We start from the raw sequence: 24,952 nt of genomic DNA, 5'->3' as shown, positions 1-24,952 counted from the left end.
ACGGCCCCGCTTTTGATCAAAGCGAAGCCACCCTTTTCTTACTTACGCTTTTTCTTTTTCTTCTTGAATCCTGGTACGTTTTCGAAGAATGCTTTTTTCTTCTTGCCGTTACCGTCTTTTTTCCCTGGCTGGCTAGCGGATGTGGATGCCGATGCAGATCCTCTTCCTTTTCCTTTACCACCACGGTCAAATTTTCTTGCTGTGCCACGTTCGCCGCCGCGCTCATTGCTACGCTCACTACGTCCACCACGTTTCTTTCTGCCTGTTCTTGGCTGCTCGATAACGACTGGACGATCTTTGAACTTACGGCGAGGTGTACCTTTCATGCCAACGATTTCAAAGTCGATTGCACGCTCGTCTTTGTTTACGTTAATAACGCGAATTGTAATTTCGTCACCGATGCGGAATACGTTTCCTGTACGTTCTCCAATCATAGCGAAATGCTGCTCGTCATAACGGTAGTAATCATCCGTTAAATAACTAACGTGTACAAGACCTTCAATTGTATTTGGAAGCTCTACGAATAAACCGAAGTTTGTTACAGAGCTAATCATACCGTCATACTCTTCACCGATCTTATCAACCATATACTCTGCTTTTTTCATCTCATCTGTTTCACGCTCTGCTTCAACAGCACGGCGTTCCATATTAGAAGAATGCTCTGCAATCTCAGGTAATTTTTCACGCCATTTTGCTTGTGTTTCATTGTCGACTTTACCATTAATAATGTATTCACGAATTAATCTATGAACGATTGTATCTGGGTAACGACGAATTGGTGATGTGAAGTGTGTGTAGAACTCAGTTGATAAACCGAAATGTCCTAAACTATCCGCATCGTAACGAGCTTGCTTCATAGAACGAAGCATAACTGTTGAAATAACTACTTCTTCTGGCTGTCCTTGAACCATTTCAAGAATTTGTTGTAGCGCGCGAGGGTGCACTTCATTCGCGCGTCCTTTTACCGCATATCCGAAATTCGTTACAAACTCGAAGAAACGCTCAAGCTTATCTTCTTTCGGATCTTCATGGACACGGTACATAAACGGTACGTTCATCCAGTGGAAGTGCTCTGCTACTGTTTCATTCGCAACAAGCATAAATTCTTCAATTAACTTCTCTGATACAGAACGATCGCGCATAACAACGTCTGTCGGTTTTCCTTCTTCATCTACTAATACTTTCGCTTCTTTAAAGTCAAAGTCAATTGCACCACGGCGCATACGTTTTTCACGTAAAATTTGTGCCAATTGGCCCATCTCTTTAAACATCGGTACGAGCGGCTCATAACGCTTAATTAACTCTTCGTCCTCATCTTCTAAAATGCTTCTTACATCAGCATACGTCATACGCTCTGTCGTTTTAATCACACTTTGGAAAATCTCGTGTTTAACAACATCACCTAAGTTGTTGATTTCCATTTCACAAGATAATGTCAGACGGTCTACTTTCGGATTTAATGAACAAATACCGTTAGATAGACGATGTGGAATCATCGGAATTACACGGTCAACAAGATACACACTCGTCGCTCTTTCTGCTGCTTCTACATCAATTGGAGAACCTTCTTGAACGTAATGACTTACATCCGCAATATGAACGCCAAGCTTGTAGTTACCGTTCTCAAGCTTCGTTACTGTAACAGCGTCATCTAAATCTTTTGCATCTGCACCATCAATCGTTACGATCATTTGATCACGTAAATCGCGGCGATCCTTTAAATCTTCTTCTGAAATCGTTTCTGGTACACTGTTTGCATGCTCCATCACTTCCTCAGGGAATGCCAAAGGTAAATGATGTTTATGAATGACAGATAAAATATCTACTCCTGGATCATTTTTATGACCTAGAATTTGAATAACTTCACCTTCTGCGCTTAAACGATTCTCTGGGTAGCTCGTAATTTTCACAACTACTTTATGACCTTCTACAGCTCCCATTGACGCACTTTTCAATACGAAAATATCACTTGTCCAGCGCTTATTGTCAGGTATAACAAAGCCAAAGTTTTTCGATTCTGTATATGTACCAACTAGCTCTTTCGTGCCACGTTCTAAAATGCGTACAATTGAACCTTCTTGACGTGAACCGCTTGATTGAGAACTAAGGCGTGCTAATACTGTATCGCCATGAAGTGCACCGTTTAATTCTGTAGGCGGGATGAAAAGATCATCGTCTCCAGTTTTCTTCTCTTCTGGTACAACGAAAGCAAAGCCACGTGCATGTCCAATTAACTTACCTCTTACTAAATTCATCTTTTCAGGAAGACCGTAACGGTTGCTACGTGTACGAACAACAAGCCCCTTCTCTTCCATCGTTACAAGTGCCTTTACGAAATCTTTAAAGCCCTCAGAACCTTCAATTCCAAATGCCTCTTCTAACTCTTGTATCGTTAACGGTTTATACGCTTCTTCTCTCATAAATAATAACAACTTATCAATATGTTCTTGTATGATTTCTTCCAAGCAAAAATACCTCCTTTAAAACCTTATATTATTTAGTGTATCCGAAAGATAGGGGATGTATAAAGCGAAACTTCAATACTCCCCTTATGATTTTTACAGTTTTCACAAAAAATTCCTTATGAAAAAAAGAGGCAACTAGATCTTACCAATCTAGTTGCTCCAAGAAGTTATATACATCCTCATGTAGCTCGTCACGTTGTTTATCAAGTGTAATGACATGCGTAGAGTCTTCATACCATTTAATGTCTTTTAACGTAGATTCTACACCGTTATAAATAATGTTAGCACTATCTGTATTAATCATTTCATCATGACGCGCTTGTACAACAAATGTTGGCGCATAAATCATATCCACATTGTTACGTACGTCAGCAATTAATTGTTGTAATGCTTTTAATGTATTCATTGGTGTCTTTTGGAATTCCAACATTTCTTGTTCGATTTGTTCTAGTGATTTTTGCTCACGTTTTTTATATTCGCGGGCATATGCCAATATACCTTGGTACATAGTTTCTTCGCTCTTAATATACATCGGTGCACACATTGGTACCACACCTAAAACAGGTACTGTATAACCTAATTTTAAAGAAAATACGCCGCCAAGTGACAATCCAACAACAGCAATTTTCTCAAAACCTTTATCTTTTAAAAGCTGATATGCCTCCGTTACATCTTGCCACCAATCTTCAGGCCCTGTATGAACAAGCTCTTCTGGTGGTACACCGTGCCCTTTATAAATTGGCGCATGACAAGTATAGCCTTTCTTTTCTAAGAAACGCCCTAACATACGTACATCAGCTGAGTTCCCTGTGAATCCATGTAGTAATAAAACAGCGCGGTCTCCACCCTCAAATGTAAATGGTTTCGGAGATGCTAATTTCATCATGTACTTCTCCTCTTTCTCTTCTGTAATCTAGTCGTATTCTTTCTATATCTAGTGTACCATATTTATATTTCTATAATCTAATTAGAAACATCTTTCAAATGGTAAAACAAAAAAAGAAGAACCATTAGTACATCTTACTAACGCTTCTTCTTTCAATTCTATAAGTTTAAGTACGTAACAGCAATTGTTAATACAAAGAACAATACAGCTAAAACAATTGTAATACGGTTTAATACCGCTTCAATTCCACGTGCTTTTTGCTTACCAAATAATTGCTCTGCACCGCCTGAAATTGCACCTGAAAGGCCTGAGCTATTACTAGATTGCATAAGTACCATAACAATCATTAAAATCGATACAATAATAAGTAAAACTGATAATAACGTATGCACTTGGCGTACCTCCTACAAAGATTCAGTTATTGTAACTGTAGCATAAATCCTATAGAAAAGCGAGAGCTATAGAGTCGCTCTCGCTTTTCTTCTATTACATAAACATCATTGCAAATAACGGTCCAAGTAAACATGTCAAAATTGCTGTTAATGTCATTGTTACCGATCCAATAACACCTTCATGTTCGTTATTTTTCATCGCTCTCATAACACCCATAATATGAGACGCACATCCAAATCCGATACCTTTACCAACTGAGTTTGTAACACGGCTCCATTTTAATAAAAGAGGTCCTGTAATGGTTCCAGTAATACCCGCGATAACAACGAAAGCTGCTGTTAAGGAAGGTACACCACCAACTTGTTCAGAAACGCTCATCGCAACTGGCATTGTCACCGATTTTGGTAAAGAGGATAAGATTAAGCTTTTATCTGTTCCCATAAGTGAAGCAATGGCAAAATCACTAGCGATTGCAACTGTTGTACCTACTAATACGCCACCAGCAATCGGTACAACATATTTTTGCAGAACATGACGTTGTTTATAAAGAGGAATTGCAAATGCTACAACACCGGGTCCAAGTAACTTTGCAATCCAGCCACCACCACTTTCCATATAATGTTGATATGGTATATCAAGCACGATAAATAGGAAAGCCATTAATCCTGTTGCTACAAGCATTGGGATGGTGAATGGTGTTGGAAATAATTTATAGATTTTTTTAGATAATTGATATAATAGCACCGTAAAAAGAACCCAACCGATTCCGATTAATATTTGGCTCATCGCGACTCTCTTTCCTTCCTATTCGCAAGATATTGTCCTGTATGTCCTGCGACAATAATAATTAAAAATGTACTCGCTACAACTGTAATGAAAAGAGAAATTCCTTTACTCATAAAAAAAGCACCGTAATTCATTAGGCCAAGCGTTGGCGGAATTAATAAAAACGGCATAATAGCAACGAGTGTTTCTGCTCCTAAATCGAACCATTTCACTGGAAGAACTTTTAGGCTAAGTAAAACAAGTAAGAGGAACATTCCAATCAAACTTCCTGGAATCGGAATATTTAACATTTCTTGCACCCAAGTTCCAACCATATAAAACACGTAAAGAGCAGCAATTTGGACAAGAATCTTTGTAAATTTCATGTTCATCATCCCTCATGTTTATACGATCTTCTGTTAATATCTTTATCATAGTATAAATTGTAAAAAGCTGCAATTTATCAACTTGACAGCAAAAACAGCCTATGTTATACGCTTACAACCTTGATATGACTGCATTTCTAAACAAAAATTATGTCAAAAACATTGACCTAATATAAAAAGTTTTTATTTTCTGAATTTAAAAGACTATTATTTCAATAAAATAATCTTTTTATCCTTAAACTTACATATATATAAAGTGAAACTTTAATCATTGAGGTTTTCCTCATCCCCATTAATTATTAGCCCTCACCAAGCGGATTTGTACGGGATAAACAAGATAGGTGGTGAACATATGCCCAAAAAAGTTCTCATTTTTTGTGATCCTGGGATTGATGATACGATGGCTCTCCTCTTAGCATTCTTTATCGATGAAATAGAAATCGTCGGTATCGTTGCTGATTACGGCAATGTTCCAAAAAAAACGGCCGTAGAAAATGCTCATTTTTTTAATAACGAAACAAAGAATAGAAATATCAAGATATTCGGTGGTTCAGAACGTCCCCTTACTGGTGCCCCACCTGCGTTTTTTACGGATGTACATGGGAAACAGGGGCTCGGTCCAATTATTCCAAAGGTGAATGTGACTAACGGAGAAATGGAGAATTTTTTTGAAGTCATTCCTCTTATTGAACAGTATAAAGATGAATTAATCATTGTGAGTTTAGGAAGACTTACCTCCCTAGCAATTTTGTTTATCATGTGCAAACAGTTAATGAAACAAATTAAATCTTACTACGTAATGGGCGGTACCTTTTTACATCCTGGTAATGTTACCCCTATTTCCGAAGCAAACTTTTATGGCGATCCTACTGCCGCTAATATAGTCCTTCAATCCGCAGTTAACATGTACATATACCCATTAAACGTCACTCAATACTCCATCATTACACCAGAAATGGCAGAATACATTGAGGTAAAAGGAAAAGCTCCACTTGTCAAACCGTTATTTGATCATTATTACTACGGATATTATAAAGACGCCCTACCACATTTAAAGGGGAGCCCCTTCCATGACACAATGCCAATACTCGCTTTATTTGATAACTCTATGTTCACGTATCATAAATCACCTATTGTTGTCATGACAGAATCCTCTGCACAAGGAGCAAGCATAGGGGAATTTCGCTCTCTAGTGAACCAGAAGCCATTTATTGATTGGCCGGTTCATCAAATTGCAATTGATTTTGACTATAACCGCTTCTTCAAACATTTCATGTCACTTATGACGGGTGAACAATTTTAGCATAAAAAAACAGACCGTGATTTCTCACGGTCTGTCGTTTATTTTCTACAATTATCGTTTGATGTTATAGAAAGATTTGATACCATCGTAAACAGCGATTTCGCCTAGTTCGTCTTCGATGCGTAATAATTGGTTGTACTTAGCAATACGGTCAGTACGGCTCATAGAACCAGTTTTGATTTGGCCAGCGTTAGTTGCAACTGCGATGTCAGCGATTGTAGCATCTTCAGTTTCACCAGAACGGTGAGATACAACTGCTGTGTAACCAGCACGTTTAGCCATTTCGATAGCTTCGAAAGTCTCAGTTAAAGTACCGATTTGGTTAACTTTAATTAAGATTGAGTTAGAGATACCTTTTTCGATACCTTCAGCAAGTTTTTGAGTGTTAGTTACGAATAAGTCGTCACCAACTAATTGTACTTTATCACCGATACGCTCAGTTAATAATTTGTGACCATCCCAGTCGTTTTCGTCTAAACCATCTTCGATAGAGATGATTGGGAAGTCTTTGCAAAGCTCTTCATAGAAATCAACCATTTCTGCAGAAGTTAAGCCAGTACGGCCTTCGCCTGCAAGGTCATATTTACCAGTTTCTTTGTTGTAGAACTCAGAAGAAGCAACGTCCATTCCTAAGAATACGTTCTCGCCAGCTTTGTAACCAGCTTTTTCGATAGCTTCGATGATTACTTCTAAAGCTTCACGGTTAGAACCAAGGTTTGGAGCGAATCCACCTTCGTCACCTACTGCAGTGTTAAGACCTTTGTCATGTAATACAGCTTTAAGTGCATGGAATACTTCAGCACCCATACGGATTGATTCTTTGAATGTTGGAGCACCAACTGGTAAGATCATGAACTCTTGGAAGTCAACGTTGTTATCAGCGTGAGAACCACCGTTGATGATGTTCATCATTGGAGTTGGTAATTGTTTTGCATTGAATCCACCAAGGTAACGGTATAATGGAAGACCTACGAAGTCAGCTGCTGCGTGAGCTACTGCCATAGATACACCAAGGATAGCGTTAGCGCCTAGTTTACCTTTGTTTGGAGTGCCATCTAATTCGATCATAGCGCGGTCGATACCAGCTTGGTCAGTTACATCGAAACCAGCGATTTCTGGAGCGATAATTTCGTTAACGTTGTTTACTGCGTTAACAACACCTTTACCAAGGTAACGAGATTTGTCACCGTCACGTAATTCTACTGCTTCGTGCTCACCAGTAGATGCACCACTTGGTACGATAGCGCGTCCGAAAGCGCCGCTTTCTGTGTAAACTTCTACTTCTACAGTTGGGTTACCACGAGAGTCAAGGACTTCGCGAGCATAAACATCAATAATTGTTGACATAATAAATTCTCTCCTTTTTATATAAGCAAATTATTTAATAATTGTTTTACCTGTCATTTCTTTCGGTTGCTCAACACCAAGAAGTGTAAGCATTGTTGGAGCGATATCACCTAAGATACCATCTTCACGTAATTCTACGTCGTTCTTAGTAACGATGAAAGGAACCGGGTTAGTTGTATGAGCTGTCATTGGCTCTCCTTCAGAAGTTAATTCTTCATCCGCATTACCATGGTCAGCAGTAATAAGTGCTACACCATCTTTTGCAAGAATCGCTTCTACAACTTTTCCTAAACATTCGTCAGTTGCTTCTACTGCTTTAATTGTTGGTTCCATCATCCCAGAATGGCCAACCATATCACAGTTCGCAAAGTTAAGAATGATAACATCATGTTTATCATTTTCGATTTCATTTACTAAAGCGTCCGTTACTTCGTAAATGCTCATTTCAGGTTTCAAGTCATATGTTGCAACCTTCGGTGAGTTAATTAAGATACGCTCTTCTCCTGGGAATTCAGCCTCACGACCACCGCTAAAGAAGAATGTAACGTGCGGATACTTTTCAGTTTCCGCGATGCGAAGTTGCTTTAATCCCGCTTGCGCAACAACTTCACCTAAAGTGTTATCAAGGTTCATTGGCTTGAATGCCACGTAACCATCTACAGTTTCACTGAAGTGTGTCATACATACGAATTCTGGAATGTGAGGTACTTTTTCACCACGATCGAACTCACGGAAGTCTTCGTTTGTAAATACACGAGCAATTTGAATTGCACGGTCTGGACGGAAGTTATAGAAGATAACTGCATCATCATCATTGATTGTTGCAACTGGCGTGTTATCTTCGTTAACAATTACAGACGGCAATACGAATTCATCATAGATACCGTTCGCATAAGAGTCTTCTACACACTCTTCTGCTGATTTATAAGTAGGGCCTTCACCATTCACCATAGCACGGTAACATTTTTCTACGCGATCCCAACGCTTGTCACGGTCCATGGAGTAATAACGACCAGAGATAGTCGCGAATTGTCCTACTCCTGTTTCTTTAATTACTTCATTTGTTGCATCGATATAGCTTTGTGCTGTTTTTGGTCCAACATCGCGGCCATCTAAGAATGCATGAATGTATACTTTCTCAACGCCTTCTTTAGCTGCTAAGCGAAGAAGAGCAAACATGTGATTCATGTGACTGTGCACACCACCGTCAGAAAGTAAACCGAATAAATGAAGTGCAGTACCTTTTTCTTTTACGCTTTTAATTGCACTTTGGAACGTTTCGTTCTTATCGAACTCACCTTCACGAATTGCAACGTTAACGCGTGTTAAGCTTTGATATACAATGCGGCCAGCACCAATATTTAAGTGACCAACCTCAGAGTTACCCATTTGACCTTCTGGAAGACCTACTGCCTCGCCACAAGCTGTAAGCGTTGTGTGAGGGAATTTATTCCAGTAACCATCAAAATTAGGTTTCTTAGCTTGTGCTACAGCATTCCCGTAAGTTTCTTCACGAAGTCCGAAACCGTCAAGAATGATTAAAGCTGTTGGCTTTCTCATTTTACCGCCCCCAGAAGACCTAAGAACGAAGCAGGCTCTAAGCTAGCACCGCCAACTAAAGCGCCGTCGATGTCAGATTGTGCCATATACTCTTTAATGTTTTCTGGTTTTACGCTACCGCCGTATTGGATACGAACAGCTTCTGCAGCTTCTGGAGAAACAGCTTCTGCAACAACTTTACGGATGTGCGCACATACTTCGTTTGCATCTGCAGAAGAAGAAGATTTACCTGTACCGATAGCCCAGATTGGCTCATAAGCGATAACAGTTGCTTTAACTTGCTCTTCTGTTAAACCTGCAAGTGCTTTTGTCACTTGACCTGCTACTAGATCAAATGTTTTTCCGCTTTCGCGCTCTTCTAAAGTCTCACCACAACATACGATTGGTGTTAAACCATGTTCAAATGCTGCGATAGTCTTTTTGTTTACTGACTCATCTGTTTCAGCAAACATTTCACGACGCTCAGAGTGGCCAAGTACTACATAGCCAACTTTTAAGTCGCTAAGTGCTACTGGGCTAATTTCGCCAGTGAATGCACCATTTTTTTCGAAGTGCATGTTTTGTGCACCTACTTGTAAGTCAGTTCCTTCAGTTGCTGCTACAAGGCGCTCTAAGAATAGAGCTGGAGAGCAAACTACTGCATCAACAGCTGAAGCTGCTGGGATTTGACCTTTAACTTCCTCTACGAAGCTAACTGCTTCTGATAGAGTTTTATTCATTTTCCAGTTACCTGCGATAATTGGTTTACGCATGCTTTGCACCGTCCTTTTTCTTTGGCTGCTACTTATTTGTCGTTAAGACAAACTACACCTGGAAGCTCTTTACCTTCCATGAATTCTAATGACGCACCGCCGCCAGTAGAAATGTGGCTCATTTTATCAGCCATACCGAATTTTTCAACAGCTGCTGCAGAGTCACCACCGCCGATAACAGAGTATGTATCTTCTGCATCTGCTAATGCTTGTCCTACTGCTTTTGTACCTTCTGCGAATGGAGTCATTTCGAATACACCCATTGGTCCATTCCATACAACAAGCTTAGAATTTTTAATTACATCTGCATAAATTTCACGTGTTTTAGGACCGATGTCCACGCCTTCCCAGTTAGAAGGGATAGAGTCGATACCAACGATTTTAGTTGTTGCAGTTTCAGAGAATTCCTCAGTGATTACAACATCAACTGGCATGTAGAAGTTTACGCCTTTTTCTTTTGCAAGTTGCATAAATTCTTTAGCTAGTTCGATCTTGTCGTCTTCACATAGAGATAGACCAATTTCATGACCTAAAGCTTTAACGAATGTGTAAGCAAGTCCACCACCGATGATTAAGTTATCTACTTTGTCTAATAGATGACGAATTACACCGATTTTATCTTTTACTTTCGCACCACCGATGATAGCTGTAAATGGACGTTCTGGGTTAGAAAGTGCTTTACCAAGTACATCTAACTCTTTTTCCATTAATAGACCAGATACTGCTGGTAGGTAGTCTGCGATACCTGCTGTAGAAGCGTGAGCACGGTGAGCTGCACCGAATGCATCGTTTACGAAGATGTCAGCAAGTGCTGCAAATTCTTTCGCAAGTTCTGCATCGTTCTTTTCTTCGCCCGCATAGAAACGTACGTTTTCAAGAACTAATACGTCGCCTTCGTTCATTGCTGCAACCATTTCTTGTGCAACTGGTCCGAATGCTTCGTCCGCTTTTTTAACGTCTTTACCAAGAAGCTCGCCTAAACGTGCTGCTACTGGAGTTAAACGCATTTCTTCTACTACTTGACCTTTTGGACGGCCTAAGTGACTTGCTAAAATAACTTTCGCACCTTGCTCTACTAAATATTGAATTGTAGGAAGAGCTGCACGGATACGAGTTTCATCTGTAATTTTACCTTCTTTCATAGGTACGTTGAAATCAACGCGGCAAAATACACGCTTACCTTTTAAATCTACGTCACGAATTGATTTTTTGTTCATTGGATTTCCCTCCGACTACTAGTTAGGATTGACAAAACCCACTCAAAAGCTTAACACATTTGCTTTTAAAACGAAAGAAGAGAGAGAGGGAACAAACCCTCTCCCTCGTTTTGTCATTGATAACTTATATAATTAAGAATTAAAGACCTTTTGAAGTCATGTAAGCTGCTAGGTCTACTACGCGGTTAGAGTAACCAGTTTCGTTATCGTACCAAGAAAGTACTTTAACCATGTTACCTTCCATTACCATTGTAGATAATGCATCGATTGTAGAAGAAGCTGTACATCCGTTATAGTCGATAGATACTAATGGCTCTTCGCTGTATCCAAGGATACCTTTTAATTCGCCTTCAGCTGCTGCTTTGAATGCTGCATTTACTTCTTCAACTGTTACTTCTTTGTCAAGTTCAACAACTAAGTCAACTAGAGAAACGTTAGCAGTTGGAACACGTACAGCGCCACCGTTTAATTTACCTTTAAGTTCTGGTAATACTAATGCTACAGCTTTAGCTGCACCAGTAGATGTTGGGATCATGTTTTCAGCTGCTGCACGAGCACGACGTAAATCTTTGTGTGGTAAGTCTAAGATTTGTTGGTCGTTAGTGTAAGAGTGAATTGTTGTCATCATTCCGCGTTTTACGCCGAATTTTTCGTTTAATACTTTAGCGAATGGAGCTAGACAGTTTGTAGTACAAGAAGCGTTAGATACTACGTTGTGGTTAGCTGCATCGTATTGTTCGTGGTTAACACCCATAACTACAGTGATATCTTCGTCAGAAGCTGGAGCTGAGATGATAACTTTCTTAACTGATCCACCTAAGTGTTTCTCAGCATCTGATTTTTTAGTGAAACGGCCAGTAGATTCTACTACTACTTCTACTCCGTAGTCGCTCCATGGTAATTGAGCTGGGTCACGCTCAGCGATAACTTTAATTTCTTTACCGTTAACAACGATGCTGTTTTCGTTAGCAGATACTTCTGCATTTAAAGTTCCGTGAACTGTGTCATATTTTAAAAGGTGAGCTAATGTTTTAGCATCTGTTAAGTCGTTGATTGCTACTACTTCTACCTCAGAGTTGTTAAGAGCTGCGCGGAATACGTTACGTCCGATACGTCCAAATCCATTAATACCAATTTTAGTCATTTGAATTTCCTCCTTGGGGGATTATATTAAAGGGTAAAACCCTTTGTTAACTGTTTTGCTGCACCTTCATCTGTAATTAGAATTGAAGTGTGCCCTTGTTTAATTACAGCCTGTATTGCTTTTGCCTTTGAAGAACCTCCAGCGACTGCAACAACGTGAGATACATTTTGTAAGTCCTCTAGTTGCATACCAACTGTTCTTACTTTATGAACAACATTTCCTTCTTCATTAAAGTAGTAACCGAAAGCTTCGCCAACTGCTTCGCTTGCCTGAATCTTTAACCAATCTGCTTCTGAAGTACTTCTGCGACGTGCCATTGTTAACGCATCACCTATTCCATGAATGACGATATTGGAAGATCGAATCAACTCAAGAACTTCTTTCACGGAAGGCTCTGTCACAATAGACGCATATGCTTCGCTGCTAACATGGTCTGGAACATACAATAAGCGATAATTACTCATCGTATTTTGCGCCATCTTGGCACAAATGGTATTGGCTTCTAACTCGACGCCTTCTCCAATTCCACCACGTGCTGGGACAAATAGCATATGTAAATCTTTGCAATCAAGTTGCATCATGTCCGCAGCAGCAGCTAGCGTAGTTCCTCCAGCCACAGCAACGATATTATTCGCTGTCAGACGGTCTTTTATACAAGTCACACAAGCACGGCCCATCTCCAGTTTGACCCAAGGTGATTCATCACTATCGCCAGGGACAACGAAAACTTCATCCAAGTCTAATGTTTCCTTAAGTTGCTTTTCTAAAACCTTTAACCCGGAAATTTCTTTCATAAAGTCTTCCAAAGCAAGAACTAAAGCTGTTCCTTCTTCTGTCAAAGTCATTCCAGAAGAAGCGACGTGAACTAAGTTTTGTTCTTTCAAAACTTGTACTTCACTTCGCAATACTCGTTCTGTCATACCGAGACTTGCTGATAAGTTTCTTCTTCCAATCGGCTGCATGAGCCTAATGTATTGCAGAATTTGCATTCTCGTTTGCATAACAGGTAGCAGATCAGGTAATAATTTTTTTGTGTTCTGAATCCATGAGCGCATATCTTTTCTCCTCACTACATCGGTTCATTTCCCCTCGTGGTCACTTTACGTCCCGTAGTGACATTTTGTGTCCCACATAGGTTAAAAAAATAATCCCTGCTACGTGTATTATTGTAACAGGAGATAGAAACTTATTCAACTCTTAACTGCATTCTTTATATAGTTTATTATGACACCTTTGTGAATGTTACCATATTCTACTTGTTTTCCGTCCATTTCTACAACCGGAATCATTAAATGATATTTTTCTAAAAGGTCATTATCTTCATATATATCTATTTCCTCGATTTGAAAAGAATATTCACATTGTACTTCCTGTAAAACTTGTTTCGCCTTCACGCAAAGGCCACAATCTTTTTTGGTATACAGTACAACTTTCATCTTCTTCACCTATCCAATCGTTTTTCTTAATGACGAAGCTGGGATATGCATTTGCTCTCTATACTTCGCCACTGTTCTTCGAGAAATAACAATTTCATGCTCTTCTTCTAATAATTTTGAAATCTTTTGATCTGAAAGTGGCTTTTTCTTATCCTCTGCCCCAATAAGCGTTTGAATAAATTGTTTTACACGTTTTGTAGAAACTGCTTCATCTTCAGTCGTCGAAACGGCATTGCTAAAGAACGATTTCATCTCAAATAAACCGTGTGGTGTTTGCACATATTTATTTCGCGTCGCACGACTAATTGTCGATTCATGCACACTTAACTCTTCTGCTACCTCTTTTAAAGCGAGCGGTCTTAAATACTCTGGACCTTTCCAGAAGAAATCACGTTGTTTTTCCATAATAATAGTCATTACTTGCAGCAATGTCTGTTTTCTCTGCTTCAAACTGCGCATAATCCACTGCACATGCTGATACTTTTCTGACACGTAAGATGCTACTTCACTTTCACTATTATTAAGAAGCGCACTATACTCAGAATGAATTTCAATTCTCGGCATATTTCTCTCATTCATTTGCAAAACGAGGCGATCATCTTCTTTTTTTACTGCCATATCAGGCACAATATAAAGTGGCTTATCTGAAGAAAATGCAAGACCTGGTTTTGGTTGTAATGACGTTATACAATTTACTGCACTCTGCAATTCTTCATTGCTACACTTCAACACTTGAACGAGCTTTCGCCAATCTTTCTTCACAAAATAAGCGAAATGATCTTCTACAACCTCTTCTGCTAATCCATTACGTCTTTGTAAGCGCTTCAATTGTAAGGTTAAACATTCCTGAATATTACGCGCCCCTACCCCTGCTGGCTCCAGTGATTGGACAAGCTCTACAGAGCGGTCAACTACATGAATATGTGCAGAAAGGAGCTCTGCTAACTCTTCATTCGTTTCTTGTAAATACCCGTTTCCATCCATGTTCATAATAATGAAAGAAGCCACTTTCCGCTCTTCTTCATCTATTTTATAATACTGTATTTGATTTAATAAATGTTGCTGAATCGTTGTAGAATCCACACTGTAGATTTCCATCTGATTCTCGACTTGTTTGCTGGTACTTTTACTTGTGTTAGAGCTCTTTTTCTTCTCCCTCTCAAAACCACCTAACTCAATAAGGGGATTCTCTAACGATTGCTCATACAAAAACTCCGATAATTCTTGTACATTATACTGGAGCATTGTAATCGCTTGCCTTAACTCTTGTGTCATTGCCAAACGTAAGCTTTGTTCTTGTAAAAGACTTGCCTTCAAACTAATCTCCCCCTTGTTTCTATTGTACAATAAGTTTGGTAAAAGGAGAATCCTCACGCAGACACCCATTCCAAAATATTATTAATTTATATGTATTAATGAGATTTACAACTTACAACCGAAATTTGAATAATATTGAAAGAAAATATTAAGGTCAAAAATTATTATCAAGTACTAATAGTAAATCTTATTACTAGATATAACAAGAGGGAAATAAAAAAAGTCCTAACCTACAAAACGTAAGTTAGGACTTTTTGACGCGCCCAGAGGGATTCGAACCCCCGGCAGACGTGGTACCGGAAACCACCGCTCTATCCGACTGAGCTATGGGCGCATGAGATTGTGATAATATCAACGGTTTGCCTCCGTCTTCTTCCGATTTGTTCTTACCGAAAGTTAAACGTAGGATACGAACACCAACACGTAGACGTTCGCTTCTTTACATATGGATATTATATCCTGACGCTATCCTAATAGGCAAGCATAAAAATCTCTTCTACACCAGCTTTAGGGTGCGATTCTGACGCAATTAGATGCCCTACTCCCCATGAAACAAAAGATAATCGTCTTAAAATCGTTCTCTCAGCGACATCTACGAACCTATACCGCCCTACATACGAATATAGTACGCAAAAAAGAAAGAGCGAGGAACTAATCCCCCAAAAAAAGGCAACGCAATTAAGCATCGCCCTTTAGTCGTTTAATCTCTTTCTGTAACTCTCGGATTCTCCAAACCGCACTTACTAGAGCCGTTTCTGTAATCGACGCTCCTTTGTCCTCTCGCTCAATTCTCGTAATTTCTAAATAAGCGTCGGGACTTAGTTCTCCACCTTCACTTAATATGTTTCCGATTTCCTCGATCATTACCGCATTTTGTAGCTTTAATAACGTTTGTTTTAATTCTGCCATTCCATTCGGTCCCCTTCGTAATTTCGTTTAGTTTAATAAAGCGAAGGCATTGCGCCCCCGCCCTGATTTCGTTATTACCACTGTCCTCTCGCTCGTTGTTTTTGGCGCTCTAGTCTCGCCAGTTCTTGCGCAATCTTCTCGACGTCTTGGTCGTCACGCACATTCATAGTCTCGATGTGGAATTGATTTGTAATCGTATGAACGTTTCCGCCTTGTTGCTGTCCTCCACTGTTATTCGGCGCTACTGCGCCCATTGTCGAAGGTCGATTCGCAGTACGAATGAAGTTGAAGAGATTTGACTGCTGTGCTTGCGTGAGTACCATCTCGTTCTTCAGTAACCTCGCATCTACTTCGTCGAACTTCGCTCCCTTGCCGACTAGTCCACGAGGATTCCCGCCACTGTGATACTTCGGACGTGTTGAGCGGTTAGATGGTGAAGCGCCTACCGTTCCGCCTGAATGGAAGTACTTTAACGGACTGAGGTCACCTAGCCACGAAAGGCTGATGGTCTTCGTCGCTGCCTTCGTAACTTTACTTAGGAAGGAGTCGTGCTTCTTGTCTGCGCTCGACGTATCTGCATCGATTGGTTTCGTTGCCTTCTTCTCCGCATTCTTGTCGAGGACTGCGATAACAGCATCCGCCATCTTACCATCACCGAGAATCTTCTTGACTTTCTCCGCTAGGGCTTTGCGGTCAGTATCAGCGATTTTCGCATCGGCTTGCGATTTGTCAGCGTCGACCTTCTTTGTCTTCTTCGCTTCAGCAAAGATATTCAACGCATCGATAGCGAGGTTTGCCATCGAGGTATTACCGAATATCTTCTTGATTTTCTCGGCTGTCGCTTTCTTATCGGTGTCAGCGATTCCCTTGTCGGATTCCGTCTTATCAACGCCCATTTTCTTGTCTTTCTTCTTCTCGATGTCCTTTTCGGTCTTGGCGATTCCATCCTTCGCTTGCTTATCGTCCACTCCCATCTTTTTGTCTTTTTGCTTTTCAATTTCACCTTCGACTTCTTTGTTCTTCGACTTAGCTTCGTCAGTTTCGAGATTCACCTTCTTATCGACAGGCTCTTTCGTCTTCTCGTTCAACTTCCCAGCCTTTTCGAGTTGCTTATCGTACTCTTCGGTATTCTTCGCATGCTTCTCTCGCAACTCTCCGATGGTGTTCTTTGTTTCTTCTAACACGCCCTTGTTCTTTACCGCATTATCGTACTCTTCCTGTTGTTTCTCGGTAATCTTCTGCTGATTGGCTTGCTTCTTCTCGTAAGATGCAATCGTTTTGTTATGACCTTCGAGAACCTTATCGATTGCTTCGACTTCCTTTCCGACTTCATACGAGATTTTCGTTGCTTGCATCGCTTCAGCTACACGAGTACGTACGATGTTTTCCGCTTCCTTTCGCTTATCTACAATCGATTGAATCTCGGTACGATGCTGAGAGATTGCGAGTTCATTCGTATCTATCTTTTCCTTCTTCTTGCCCAAGATTGCTTCTTCATGAGACAATTCCTTCTTGAGCATGTGTGCAGTTCCTTTTTGCCCCTTATCCTTTGCTTCGTTGTACTTTGTTTCCAATTCATTTACTTTCTTCTGTTGCGCTTCTACGTCCTTAACGAGATTCTTACGATTTGCGATTTTCTCGTTTCCTTCCTTGACGTTTTGTGCGTAGTCCTTCAGGTCTTTTGCTTGGTTCTTGTACGACTGATTTAACTGCTGGTCTAATTCGAGTTTCTGTTTCTCTTTAAGAGCAGAAACCAACTCTTTCGCTGCGTCCGCATTTAATGCGAGTGCTTCTCCGTTTTTACTGTAAGCTTGCGCCGTTGAAGGTGCTTTCGCAATGATTTCGTCGTTAACGCCTAAGAACTTTTTCAGTTCTTCATGCGATACACCTGATGCTTTAGCGAGTCTATCCATTTCGTCAACCAGTGCTTTTTTCTTTTCAGGATTTTCGACTCTCTCAACCTCTTTCATTACGTCACGGTAGCGAAGTAGCTCGTCATTACTTAGGTTGATTTTTCCACGCATCGTATCGAATTGAGTTGCTAAGTCATCGACTGTACGTGCTTGCTCACCGATTTCCTTATACGTATCCATGCTGACCGCTTTGTATTGTTCCGCAGAAGTCTTACCATTCATCATCGCTGACGATAGTACACCGACAGCTAACGAAACACCTGCAATCCACATCGTAGTTGGGTTCGTCACAATAGCGTAGGACAGTGTCTTCATTGCATTAACTATTTTTACAATGCCGACAGCGAGTAACGCAGTACCAGCGGTAACCGCACCAGCAGTCAATCCGAATCCTACTAATTTAGGGTCTAATTTCCCTAAGACGCCGACCATATTTGTCGCACCATTAGCGAAGCTAGTGAACGCAGGAAGTAACGATTCACCGATGGCGATTGCCACGCCCTCCATCGCTGACTTGGTTTGCAACCATGCGCCGTTGAGTGTTTCTTGCTGGATTCTCGCTACACGTTCGGCTGTTCCGCCTGACAGCTCTAGTTCGTTCTTGTACTTCTGTAACGAGCCCTGTCCTTGACTGATTAATGCAAGGAAACCTGCGGATGCTTCTGTCCCTACTAACTGGGCGGCGGTTACGGTTTTCTGCGCATCTGTCATGCCTTCCATCTTTCCGCTGATGTGCCCGATCAGTTCGGGTAATGGCTTGAATTGTCCATTCGCATCTGTAACGGAAATACCTAATTTCTTGAAGGCTTTCTCGGTCTGTCCCGTCGGATTTGCTAATGATAGTAACATCGCACGTAACGACGTACCTGCTTGCGAACCCTGAATACCTGCATCGGACATTTTTGCGATTGCTGTTGCTGTATCTTCCATTCCCCATCCAAGAGCATTCGAAACTGGTGCAACATATTTCATCGCCATACCTAACATGTCTAAATCGGTATTTGCTGTCGTCATTGTCTTCGCGAGAATATCGACGGCTTTATCGGTATCTTTCGCAGATAATCCGAACCCTGTCATAATATTAGAAGCAATGTCGGCACTCTTTCCGAGTTCGATTCCACCAACCGCTGCTAAGTTTAAAACGGATGGTAATGCGTCCATACTGTCCTGCGCCTTGAATCCCGCCATAGATAGGAAGGAAAGACCTTCCGCTGCTTGACTTGCGCTGAACTGTGTGGTAGCACCCATGTGCTTCGCCGTATCGTTTAATTGCTTGAACTCGGCATCTGTCGCACCTGAAATCGCTTTAACCTTCGCCATAGATTGCTCGAAGTTCATCGCTGATTGAATGGATGCGCCAATCGCCCCAACTAGCGCCACACCTGCGACTGCCGACGCCTTACCGAGTGCTGACATGCTCTTCGAAGTTCCTTGCGAACCCCTTTCCAGTCCTTGCATATCCGCACGAGATTGTTGTACTCCCGCACGAAACTGCGTATTATCTAAGACCAGCCTTGCCCTGACTTCTCCTGCACTCGCTGACATATTCCTCATTCCCTTCATTGTTTAAATGCAACAAAAAGACGCTATCCTCTGCGGATAACGTCCTAATCGCTGTTCTTTATTTGTTTAAATCGTACTTACTTACCCTTTTTCTTTAATTGAGACTGTAACGTGTGTTTAACCGTTACATATGTAACCTTATCGTTAATATGCCCACTACTTGATGCAACACGACGTGCGCTTGTCATGTCTTCTTGTGTTAGTTCTACATCATTCCGTAATTTATTAATAATATCTACTCTCATTTCATTTAGATTCATTGAGTTCATATTATTCTCCCCCCTGCAAGTGTGTTGGTACTTCTTTACTAATTCTAACGAACTCTAAATCGGCATCCTTTGGCAGAATCGCATCCCTATATACTTCAGTTGGTCTATGAGATACTCTCATGCTTCCCTTACGCTTTCGTGTTAGTTGATTAATAGTCTCACACTCATCCTTATAGGCATCGCTTAACATGTAGTGGTCAGCAAGCGCTTGGTAGTAATCAGCTAACGCTTTTCGTTGTCGGTCAAGGATCGGTTGTAGCATCTTCTCTCGGACTTCACCACAAAAACGTATGAAGTCATCATGTAGGTCATCCGCTGTAATCGAACCAGTGAGATTTTTATTAGCGTAATCAACCGCTTTAATACGTTCTTCTTCAGCGACTTTAACCGCTTCATTTGCCTTTTCGATATCTACTAATACTTTCTTTTTCGCAGTAGCTACGTTTTCGCCTGCGAACTCTTTCAATAAGATGGCTTCATAATTCTCGACCGCTTCTCTCGCTTTCTTTTTTTCATCTTCTAATTTCTCCTTATACTTTCGCTGAAATTCTAATGCCTTGTTATCTTGCGCCTTGAACTCATCTAATAATTCCCACCTTAATAATTCCATTACTTAACATCTCCTTTGATTAATTTAGTCAGTTTATTAAGAGTTTCTGCTACTTTGTTTAATACTTTAATGAAGAATTTCTCTGCTTTAGATACTTTCTTCTTTGGTATTTCTTCAGGGGGTACTAATTCGTAAATACTACATAACGCATTAATAACTTTCGGATGTTCCATTGTGCGGAATGTTTCGCTAACTTCCGACTCATGTTTGAAGAACTGTGAGATATCTGTTTCATTGATGCACATTTTGAATATTTCTTCGGTGCAGGTAAGTAGGTCAAACGCTGGATTATGCGCCTTGCAGTTCTTATGTACGTACTCTCGGAATTGTGTTGGTAAATGACGCACTTCATCGACTGGTACTACGAATTCAGCTACCTGTTTTCCAAAGTCGTAGACATACGATACTAGAAACTCTTTACCGTATAATTTATGAATATTAGTTACAACAATAGGTTTATTTACATTAGTTGCCTTAGTCATCGTGATCGCTCCCCTCCTGTTTCAGCTTTTTAATTTCTGATGATACCGCCTGTCTTGCCCCTTTTGTCGCTATATCCCTAATAAGAATGTCTAGCTTATATAAGTTATTACTACCGATTAATTGTTCCATTTTACGCATTCGGTACTCATTAGGTACTTGTTGTGCATTTTCCCATCGAGTTACTGCAAGTGGTTGTACTCCAAATTCCTTTGCGAACTCCTTTTGGGTCATACCAAGAATTTTTCTGATAAGACGTATCCTGCTCGCATTTGCTCGTTTAGCTGTTTCGCTCACTCTCTATCAACTCCTTATATTTAATTGATTGATATTTCTACCATATATTTGATATGGTAGAAAGTTAAAATGGAGGTAGAGAGACAGGGTGTGCGTACCTATCCCTCTCACATTGTCAGCTCAGTGCAGGTGAACACAGAGCAAAGTTAAGTTAGTAATAAACCATATATTTTGTATGGTCTCCTTCTTTACATATCGGCATCTAACGCCCTTTTATTTGCATACCTAACGCAAAGTTCTTTAATTTATTTAAAAAATAATAGGAGAGCCAAAGCCCTCCAGATTATTATTTCGATGATACTCGTTCTTCTAATGTATCGAAGATTCCAGTTAACGCATCCGTTACCTCGCTAATATATCCACGGTCAACAATACGAGGATTCAACGCATATGCATCGCCCTTTAATGACGTGATTCCACATGAGATTTTAGCAAGTGCGCCTTTCCTCACGATTCCACGTAACTTATTTGTGAATGACTTATATTCTAGCCCTACGATTTCTGCTAATCTTGCGACTGGAAGATGCTTAACTTTCGATAAATCCATTTCGTCAGGGTTCTCGACCAGCATGTACGTACTTACGTGAATGTACGGCATTAATTTAAAGATGATGCCCGCTTCGGTATCCGTTAGTCTGCCTAATACCTTGCTTGTGTGGGTCTTATAGACCTTTACGAAATCCTTTTCCATGTTAACACCCTTCCCGCATGCGATTAGTTCTTCGTTAATATAATACTTAGCTGTTTTCCTACTTCTATCTACTTCGATAATACCTGCGTGCTCCAAGCGATCAAGAACGTTTACTAATCCTCGACGACTCTTTCCTAGTGACTTCATCATATTCGCAACAGTTGCTGGATTCTCACCATTGCGACCACTATCGTTAGAAAGCAATCCATCATTTCCGTAATATAGATGTTGCATCAATCGCAATACGACGCCTAAATCTGCGCTTTTTAATGTGTCGTTAGTACTGACAATCTTACGTGCAACTTTATAGAATGTCCGCTTATCTTTTTCACGTCGTAATTCTCGTTCTCTCTTCGCTAGAATTGCATCACGTTGGGATGTTTTAATCGCTTCGTGTTCTGCGATGATTTGCGTTCTTAATTCTTCTATCGATAATAATTCACCATCTGTCGTTACTAGTTCTGTAATTCCGTTTAGTGTAGTCATAATAACCCGCCCCTTTTCGTTATGTTGGTGATGGAAATTTACTTCCTCGATATATAAGGGGCATCTAATGCTCTTTTATTTGCATATCTTATTACTTCTTTTATCAATTTTGCATATACCATAAATGCAAGGAGATTTCGGGGACGTAACCGCTGTAAATACTACACACTTTTTTTGCACATAAACAACCTATTTACACACTTTTTTTGCACATAAGAAAACGCCCTTCATCCTTACTCCCCCAACTGATACAGCTGTTTTTTGTATAAAATCCCTTCTGTTATCTGGGTTGATTAAGTACATTTGCATTACGCATCAACTACCATTAAATAATAGACACCTAACTGATATGGTACGCACAAAGACACGTGCTTCCACTGATTCGCTAGCGCTCCCAGTATTGTTTATGCAGAATGCGATAATCTCTTTAATAAATAACGCAGTAATATAGTTGATAGTGAGAGCAGTGAAGTGCGAACACTCGGAGCAGAACGAAGTGAAGTGAAGATATCCTTTAACAAAAGAAAGAGGGACGGTGGGGAACCGTCACCAATGTTAGTTATGCGTGATTGCCTTACACTGATATAGGGGCACAGCACTCGTATAAAAGAGCATATATACCTTACATTCTTTCTGCGTATCTTTACGCAGTATAAGATTTATATTGACTATAGTTCTTTATAAATTTAGTTAGTGAGCGGTTGGGCTATGATAGGTAGACCTCTCATGTGAATAACCCCTTGAGTTGAAAATTATGCATACTTTTTTTAGGGGACTGCATAAGGGGCTGTAGCCATGCAGGTTGGGGGGTCACGAGTTTTTGAGGAATGGGCGACTGGATTGGTGAATACGTCATTCATTTCGATGAATAATGAATGCAACGGAAGGACTTTTTGTTACTTTCGAAAGTTCTTTGAAAACGTTGATTTAAAAGCTTTCTTCGAAGTTTCTTCGCACATTCATTTCGAATAAACTTTTATGCATTAAAAGAAACGTTGATTTAATAACGTTTTGAATGCGCAACAAGAATCGGAATGAGTGAATGAAAGGATGAATAAAAGAAAGCGATCACTTTCGAATAACGCTTCGAAAACTTTCTGAGCTCTTTTCGAGAACAGATTAATAGAATCTTTTTCGCTAGCCCTTTCGAACACTTAGCGTAAACACTAACGCACAGTACTTACGTGATGTACGATGCAGTATAGCGATACCTGATAGTACGATATGGTGTGCGTGTTATTGGCGCGGTGTATTATGGAATAGGTCGTCATTTAGTAACGTCTAGAGCACCGCAAACGAGCCGTTAATTACTTAGAATACTTACAATACATACGCAGATAGAAACGCCTATATGAGCCTGTGTGGCACGCTCTGTGTCCGTGTGGTATGACGGGCTATATGCGTCAGAGTATTGCGATTAGGTATTAGTAGTTTGGTAGTATGGTGCGGGCTATTGTCGAATGATGTGCAGACTTGTGAAAATATAAAACATATAGCGGGGTATTTCTATGCGTATAAATCCGTGGGTAATTGATGCAATGTCATTATATTTATGTCATAACTCTCGAGATTTGACACAGATTTTAAAATGTAGTAATATAGCATCATCTTGTCATGTCATAACTTTATGTCAAAAGTGATGGCGCAGAAAGGACGGATTAATTATGAAATATGGATACGCTCGTGTCTCAACGGTAACTCAAGATTTAGAATCACAATTACAAACGTTAAAAGCAGAAGGATGCGATATCATTTATTCGGAAAAGTTCACAGGAACGACGACAGACCGCCCCGAACTATCGAAAGTACTCGCAATATTAAGCGAAGGAGATACACTGACAGTAACAAAGCTAGATCGCCTTGCACGTAATACAAAGGAAGGTATCGAGATAATTGAAGCGCTATTCAAGAGAGGTATAAGGGTTCACGTTCTCAACGTAGGACTACTAGAAGATACGACAATGGGGCGTTTCTTCTTACAAACGTTATTAGCAGTCGCAGAAATGGAGCGTAACCTAATCTTAGAAAGAACGCAGGAAGGTAAAATAGTAGCTAGACAGAATCCAAATTACAAGGAAGGTCGCCCGAAGTCGCATTCAGATAAAAAACTAGTCGAAGCTATGCGTATGAAAGAGAAAATGGGCTACTCATTCCGCCAGCTATCGGAAGCAACGGGTATTAGCATGAGTACGCTACAACGATTCGCTAGAAAGCAACGTGACCAGCAAGAAGCATCGGCAGAATAGGTCGGTGTCTTTTTATTATGCGCTGATTTCTTCACCCCCTGAAATTTCGAATAGACCTCCACAATCAGCTTCTGCTGATGTATAGCGATAACTACAAATCTACACAAAGTACTACACATAAGTATCGATGTACAACGATTACTATACGCAATCTATCATAAATCACTAGCGATCACTACCGAAATGTAGCGAAGTGTACCAATCCCTATGAGGTCGTATATACGTAAACGGGTGTAACTATCTTCACTAGTCATAAACCACCGTAAACCTTACTCTCGCAAGGGATTCGCCGTTTCATCAAAAATATTACAAGAGTTTACATTAACACTTACATTCTAATTATACGATATATTATATAAATAAAAAGGAGCTGCGATATATTCAACGTGAGAGAACGCTCAAACACAACTACATAGCCTATGCAGAATTTCCACAACTACATAGACCGCTTCTGTTAGACGTACAACCGCTATTAGAAGTGTTAGAAAACTATTATAACATTTCACACACTTCAAGA

At 40.3% G+C, this 24,952-nt stretch carries 22 protein-coding genes and 1 tRNA gene; 2 read left to right on the top strand and 21 right to left on the bottom strand.

Features of this window, described 5'->3' with window-relative positions; all coding sequences use genetic code 11:
• Nucleotides 1–38: 38 nt before the first annotated feature.
• The 5 genes from rnr to MR143_RS07330 all read right to left on the bottom strand — a co-directional run bounded on the left by rnr (nucleotide 39) and on the right by MR143_RS07330 (nucleotide 4,895).
• Entirely contained in the window at nucleotides 39–2,465 is a 2,427-nt protein-coding gene (gene rnr / locus MR143_RS07350; protein WP_000391110.1) for a ribonuclease R, read from the bottom strand.
• Between the two features lie 142 nt (nucleotides 2,466–2,607).
• Complete coding sequence (gene estA / locus MR143_RS07345) at nucleotides 2,608–3,348, bottom strand: carboxylesterase (RefSeq protein ID WP_000761974.1); 741 nt, start codon at nucleotides 3,346–3,348, stop codon at nucleotides 2,608–2,610.
• Between the two features lie 161 nt (nucleotides 3,349–3,509).
• Entirely contained in the window at nucleotides 3,510–3,743 is a 234-nt protein-coding gene (gene secG / locus MR143_RS07340; RefSeq protein ID WP_000557263.1) for a preprotein translocase subunit SecG, read from the bottom strand.
• Nucleotides 3,744–3,837: 94 nt separating this feature from the next.
• Nucleotides 3,838–4,530, bottom strand: coding sequence for an LrgB family protein (locus MR143_RS07335; protein WP_000078304.1), 693 nt, complete (start codon nucleotides 4,528–4,530; stop codon nucleotides 3,838–3,840).
• Entirely contained in the window at nucleotides 4,527–4,895 is a 369-nt protein-coding gene (locus MR143_RS07330) for a CidA/LrgA family holin-like protein (protein WP_000673222.1), read from the bottom strand. Before MR143_RS07330 ends, MR143_RS07335 begins: the two co-directional genes overlap by 4 nt.
• A gap of 352 nt (nucleotides 4,896–5,247) precedes the next feature.
• On the opposite strand from MR143_RS07330, the gene MR143_RS07325 reads away from it, so the two are divergent.
• Nucleotides 5,248–6,198, top strand: a complete 951-nt coding sequence (locus MR143_RS07325) for a nucleoside hydrolase (RefSeq protein ID WP_001125063.1) — start codon at nucleotides 5,248–5,250, stop codon at nucleotides 6,196–6,198.
• Between the two features lie 51 nt (nucleotides 6,199–6,249).
• Here the strand turns inward: MR143_RS07325 and eno are convergent, their stop codons facing one another.
• From eno to MR143_RS07245, 16 genes are all read right to left on the bottom strand, one after another.
• Nucleotides 6,250–7,545 carry a phosphopyruvate hydratase gene (gene eno / locus MR143_RS07320; protein ID WP_000103951.1) on the bottom strand — a complete coding sequence of 432 codons (1,296 nt, stop codon included), beginning with the start codon at nucleotides 7,543–7,545 and terminating at the stop codon, nucleotides 6,250–6,252.
• 30 nt (nucleotides 7,546–7,575) lie between these two features.
• A complete protein-coding gene (gpmI, locus tag MR143_RS07315; RefSeq protein WP_001231152.1) occupies nucleotides 7,576–9,105 on the bottom strand; it encodes a 2,3-bisphosphoglycerate-independent phosphoglycerate mutase in 1,530 nt (509 codons plus the stop codon).
• On the bottom strand, nucleotides 9,102–9,857 hold the full coding sequence (gene tpiA, locus MR143_RS07310; RefSeq protein ID WP_001231038.1) for a triose-phosphate isomerase: 756 nt from the start codon (nucleotides 9,855–9,857) through the stop codon (nucleotides 9,102–9,104). The genes gpmI and tpiA overlap by 4 nt, the downstream gene beginning before the upstream one ends.
• Before the next feature lie 32 nt (nucleotides 9,858–9,889).
• Complete coding sequence (locus MR143_RS07305; protein WP_001036350.1) at nucleotides 9,890–11,074, bottom strand: phosphoglycerate kinase; 1,185 nt, start codon at nucleotides 11,072–11,074, stop codon at nucleotides 9,890–9,892.
• A gap of 139 nt (nucleotides 11,075–11,213) precedes the next feature.
• Entirely contained in the window at nucleotides 11,214–12,218 is a 1,005-nt protein-coding gene (gap, locus tag MR143_RS07300; protein WP_000161236.1) for a type I glyceraldehyde-3-phosphate dehydrogenase, read from the bottom strand.
• A 26-nt stretch (nucleotides 12,219–12,244) separates the two neighbouring features.
• Nucleotides 12,245–13,273 carry a gapA transcriptional regulator CggR gene (cggR, locus tag MR143_RS07295; RefSeq protein WP_001258185.1) on the bottom strand — a complete coding sequence of 343 codons (1,029 nt, stop codon included), beginning with the start codon at nucleotides 13,271–13,273 and terminating at the stop codon, nucleotides 12,245–12,247.
• 135 nt (nucleotides 13,274–13,408) lie between these two features.
• Nucleotides 13,409–13,654 (bottom strand): glutaredoxin family protein, encoded by a 246-nt coding sequence (locus MR143_RS07290; RefSeq protein ID WP_000869730.1) that lies wholly within the window; start codon nucleotides 13,652–13,654, stop codon nucleotides 13,409–13,411.
• A gap of 9 nt (nucleotides 13,655–13,663) precedes the next feature.
• Nucleotides 13,664–14,971, bottom strand: coding sequence for an RNA polymerase factor sigma-54 (gene rpoN / locus MR143_RS07285; protein WP_000647977.1), 1,308 nt, complete (start codon nucleotides 14,969–14,971; stop codon nucleotides 13,664–13,666).
• Nucleotides 14,972–15,229: 258 nt separating this feature from the next.
• Nucleotides 15,230–15,305: transfer RNA gene (locus MR143_RS07280), tRNA-Arg, on the bottom strand.
• 344 nt (nucleotides 15,306–15,649) lie between these two features.
• A complete protein-coding gene (locus MR143_RS07275) occupies nucleotides 15,650–15,880 on the bottom strand; it encodes a hypothetical protein (protein ID WP_021728379.1) in 231 nt (76 codons plus the stop codon).
• Nucleotides 15,881–15,954: 74 nt separating this feature from the next.
• Entirely contained in the window at nucleotides 15,955–19,338 is a 3,384-nt protein-coding gene (locus tag MR143_RS07270) for a phage tail tape measure protein (protein WP_242280691.1), read from the bottom strand.
• 95 nt (nucleotides 19,339–19,433) lie between these two features.
• A complete protein-coding gene (locus MR143_RS07265) occupies nucleotides 19,434–19,625 on the bottom strand; it encodes a hypothetical protein (protein WP_242280690.1) in 192 nt (63 codons plus the stop codon).
• 1 nt (nucleotide 19,626) lies between these two features.
• Complete coding sequence (locus MR143_RS07260) at nucleotides 19,627–20,235, bottom strand: hypothetical protein (protein WP_242280689.1); 609 nt, start codon at nucleotides 20,233–20,235, stop codon at nucleotides 19,627–19,629.
• On the bottom strand, nucleotides 20,235–20,717 hold the full coding sequence (locus MR143_RS07255) for a hypothetical protein (RefSeq protein ID WP_242280688.1): 483 nt from the start codon (nucleotides 20,715–20,717) through the stop codon (nucleotides 20,235–20,237). The genes MR143_RS07260 and MR143_RS07255 overlap by 1 nt, the downstream gene beginning before the upstream one ends.
• Nucleotides 20,710–21,012: a helix-turn-helix domain-containing protein gene (locus MR143_RS07250; protein ID WP_242280687.1), complete on the bottom strand. Its 303-nt coding sequence runs from the start codon at nucleotides 21,010–21,012 to the stop codon at nucleotides 20,710–20,712. Before MR143_RS07250 ends, MR143_RS07255 begins: the two co-directional genes overlap by 8 nt.
• Before the next feature lie 286 nt (nucleotides 21,013–21,298).
• Entirely contained in the window at nucleotides 21,299–22,189 is an 891-nt protein-coding gene (locus MR143_RS07245; RefSeq protein WP_242280686.1) for a hypothetical protein, read from the bottom strand.
• Between the two features lie 1,664 nt (nucleotides 22,190–23,853).
• On the opposite strand from MR143_RS07245, the gene MR143_RS07240 reads away from it, so the two are divergent.
• Nucleotides 23,854–24,435, top strand: coding sequence for a recombinase family protein (locus tag MR143_RS07240; protein ID WP_098279853.1), 582 nt, complete (start codon nucleotides 23,854–23,856; stop codon nucleotides 24,433–24,435).
• The last annotated feature ends 517 nt before the right edge of the window (nucleotides 24,436–24,952 follow it).

Source organism: Bacillus cereus group sp. BfR-BA-01347 (genome assembly GCF_022663835.1).
In the GTDB taxonomy this organism is placed as follows: domain Bacteria; phylum Bacillota; class Bacilli; order Bacillales; family Bacillaceae_G; genus Bacillus_A; species Bacillus_A thuringiensis_K.
Note: the sequence above shows the minus strand (reverse complement) of the source record. Positions and strands in the feature narration are given on the sequence as shown.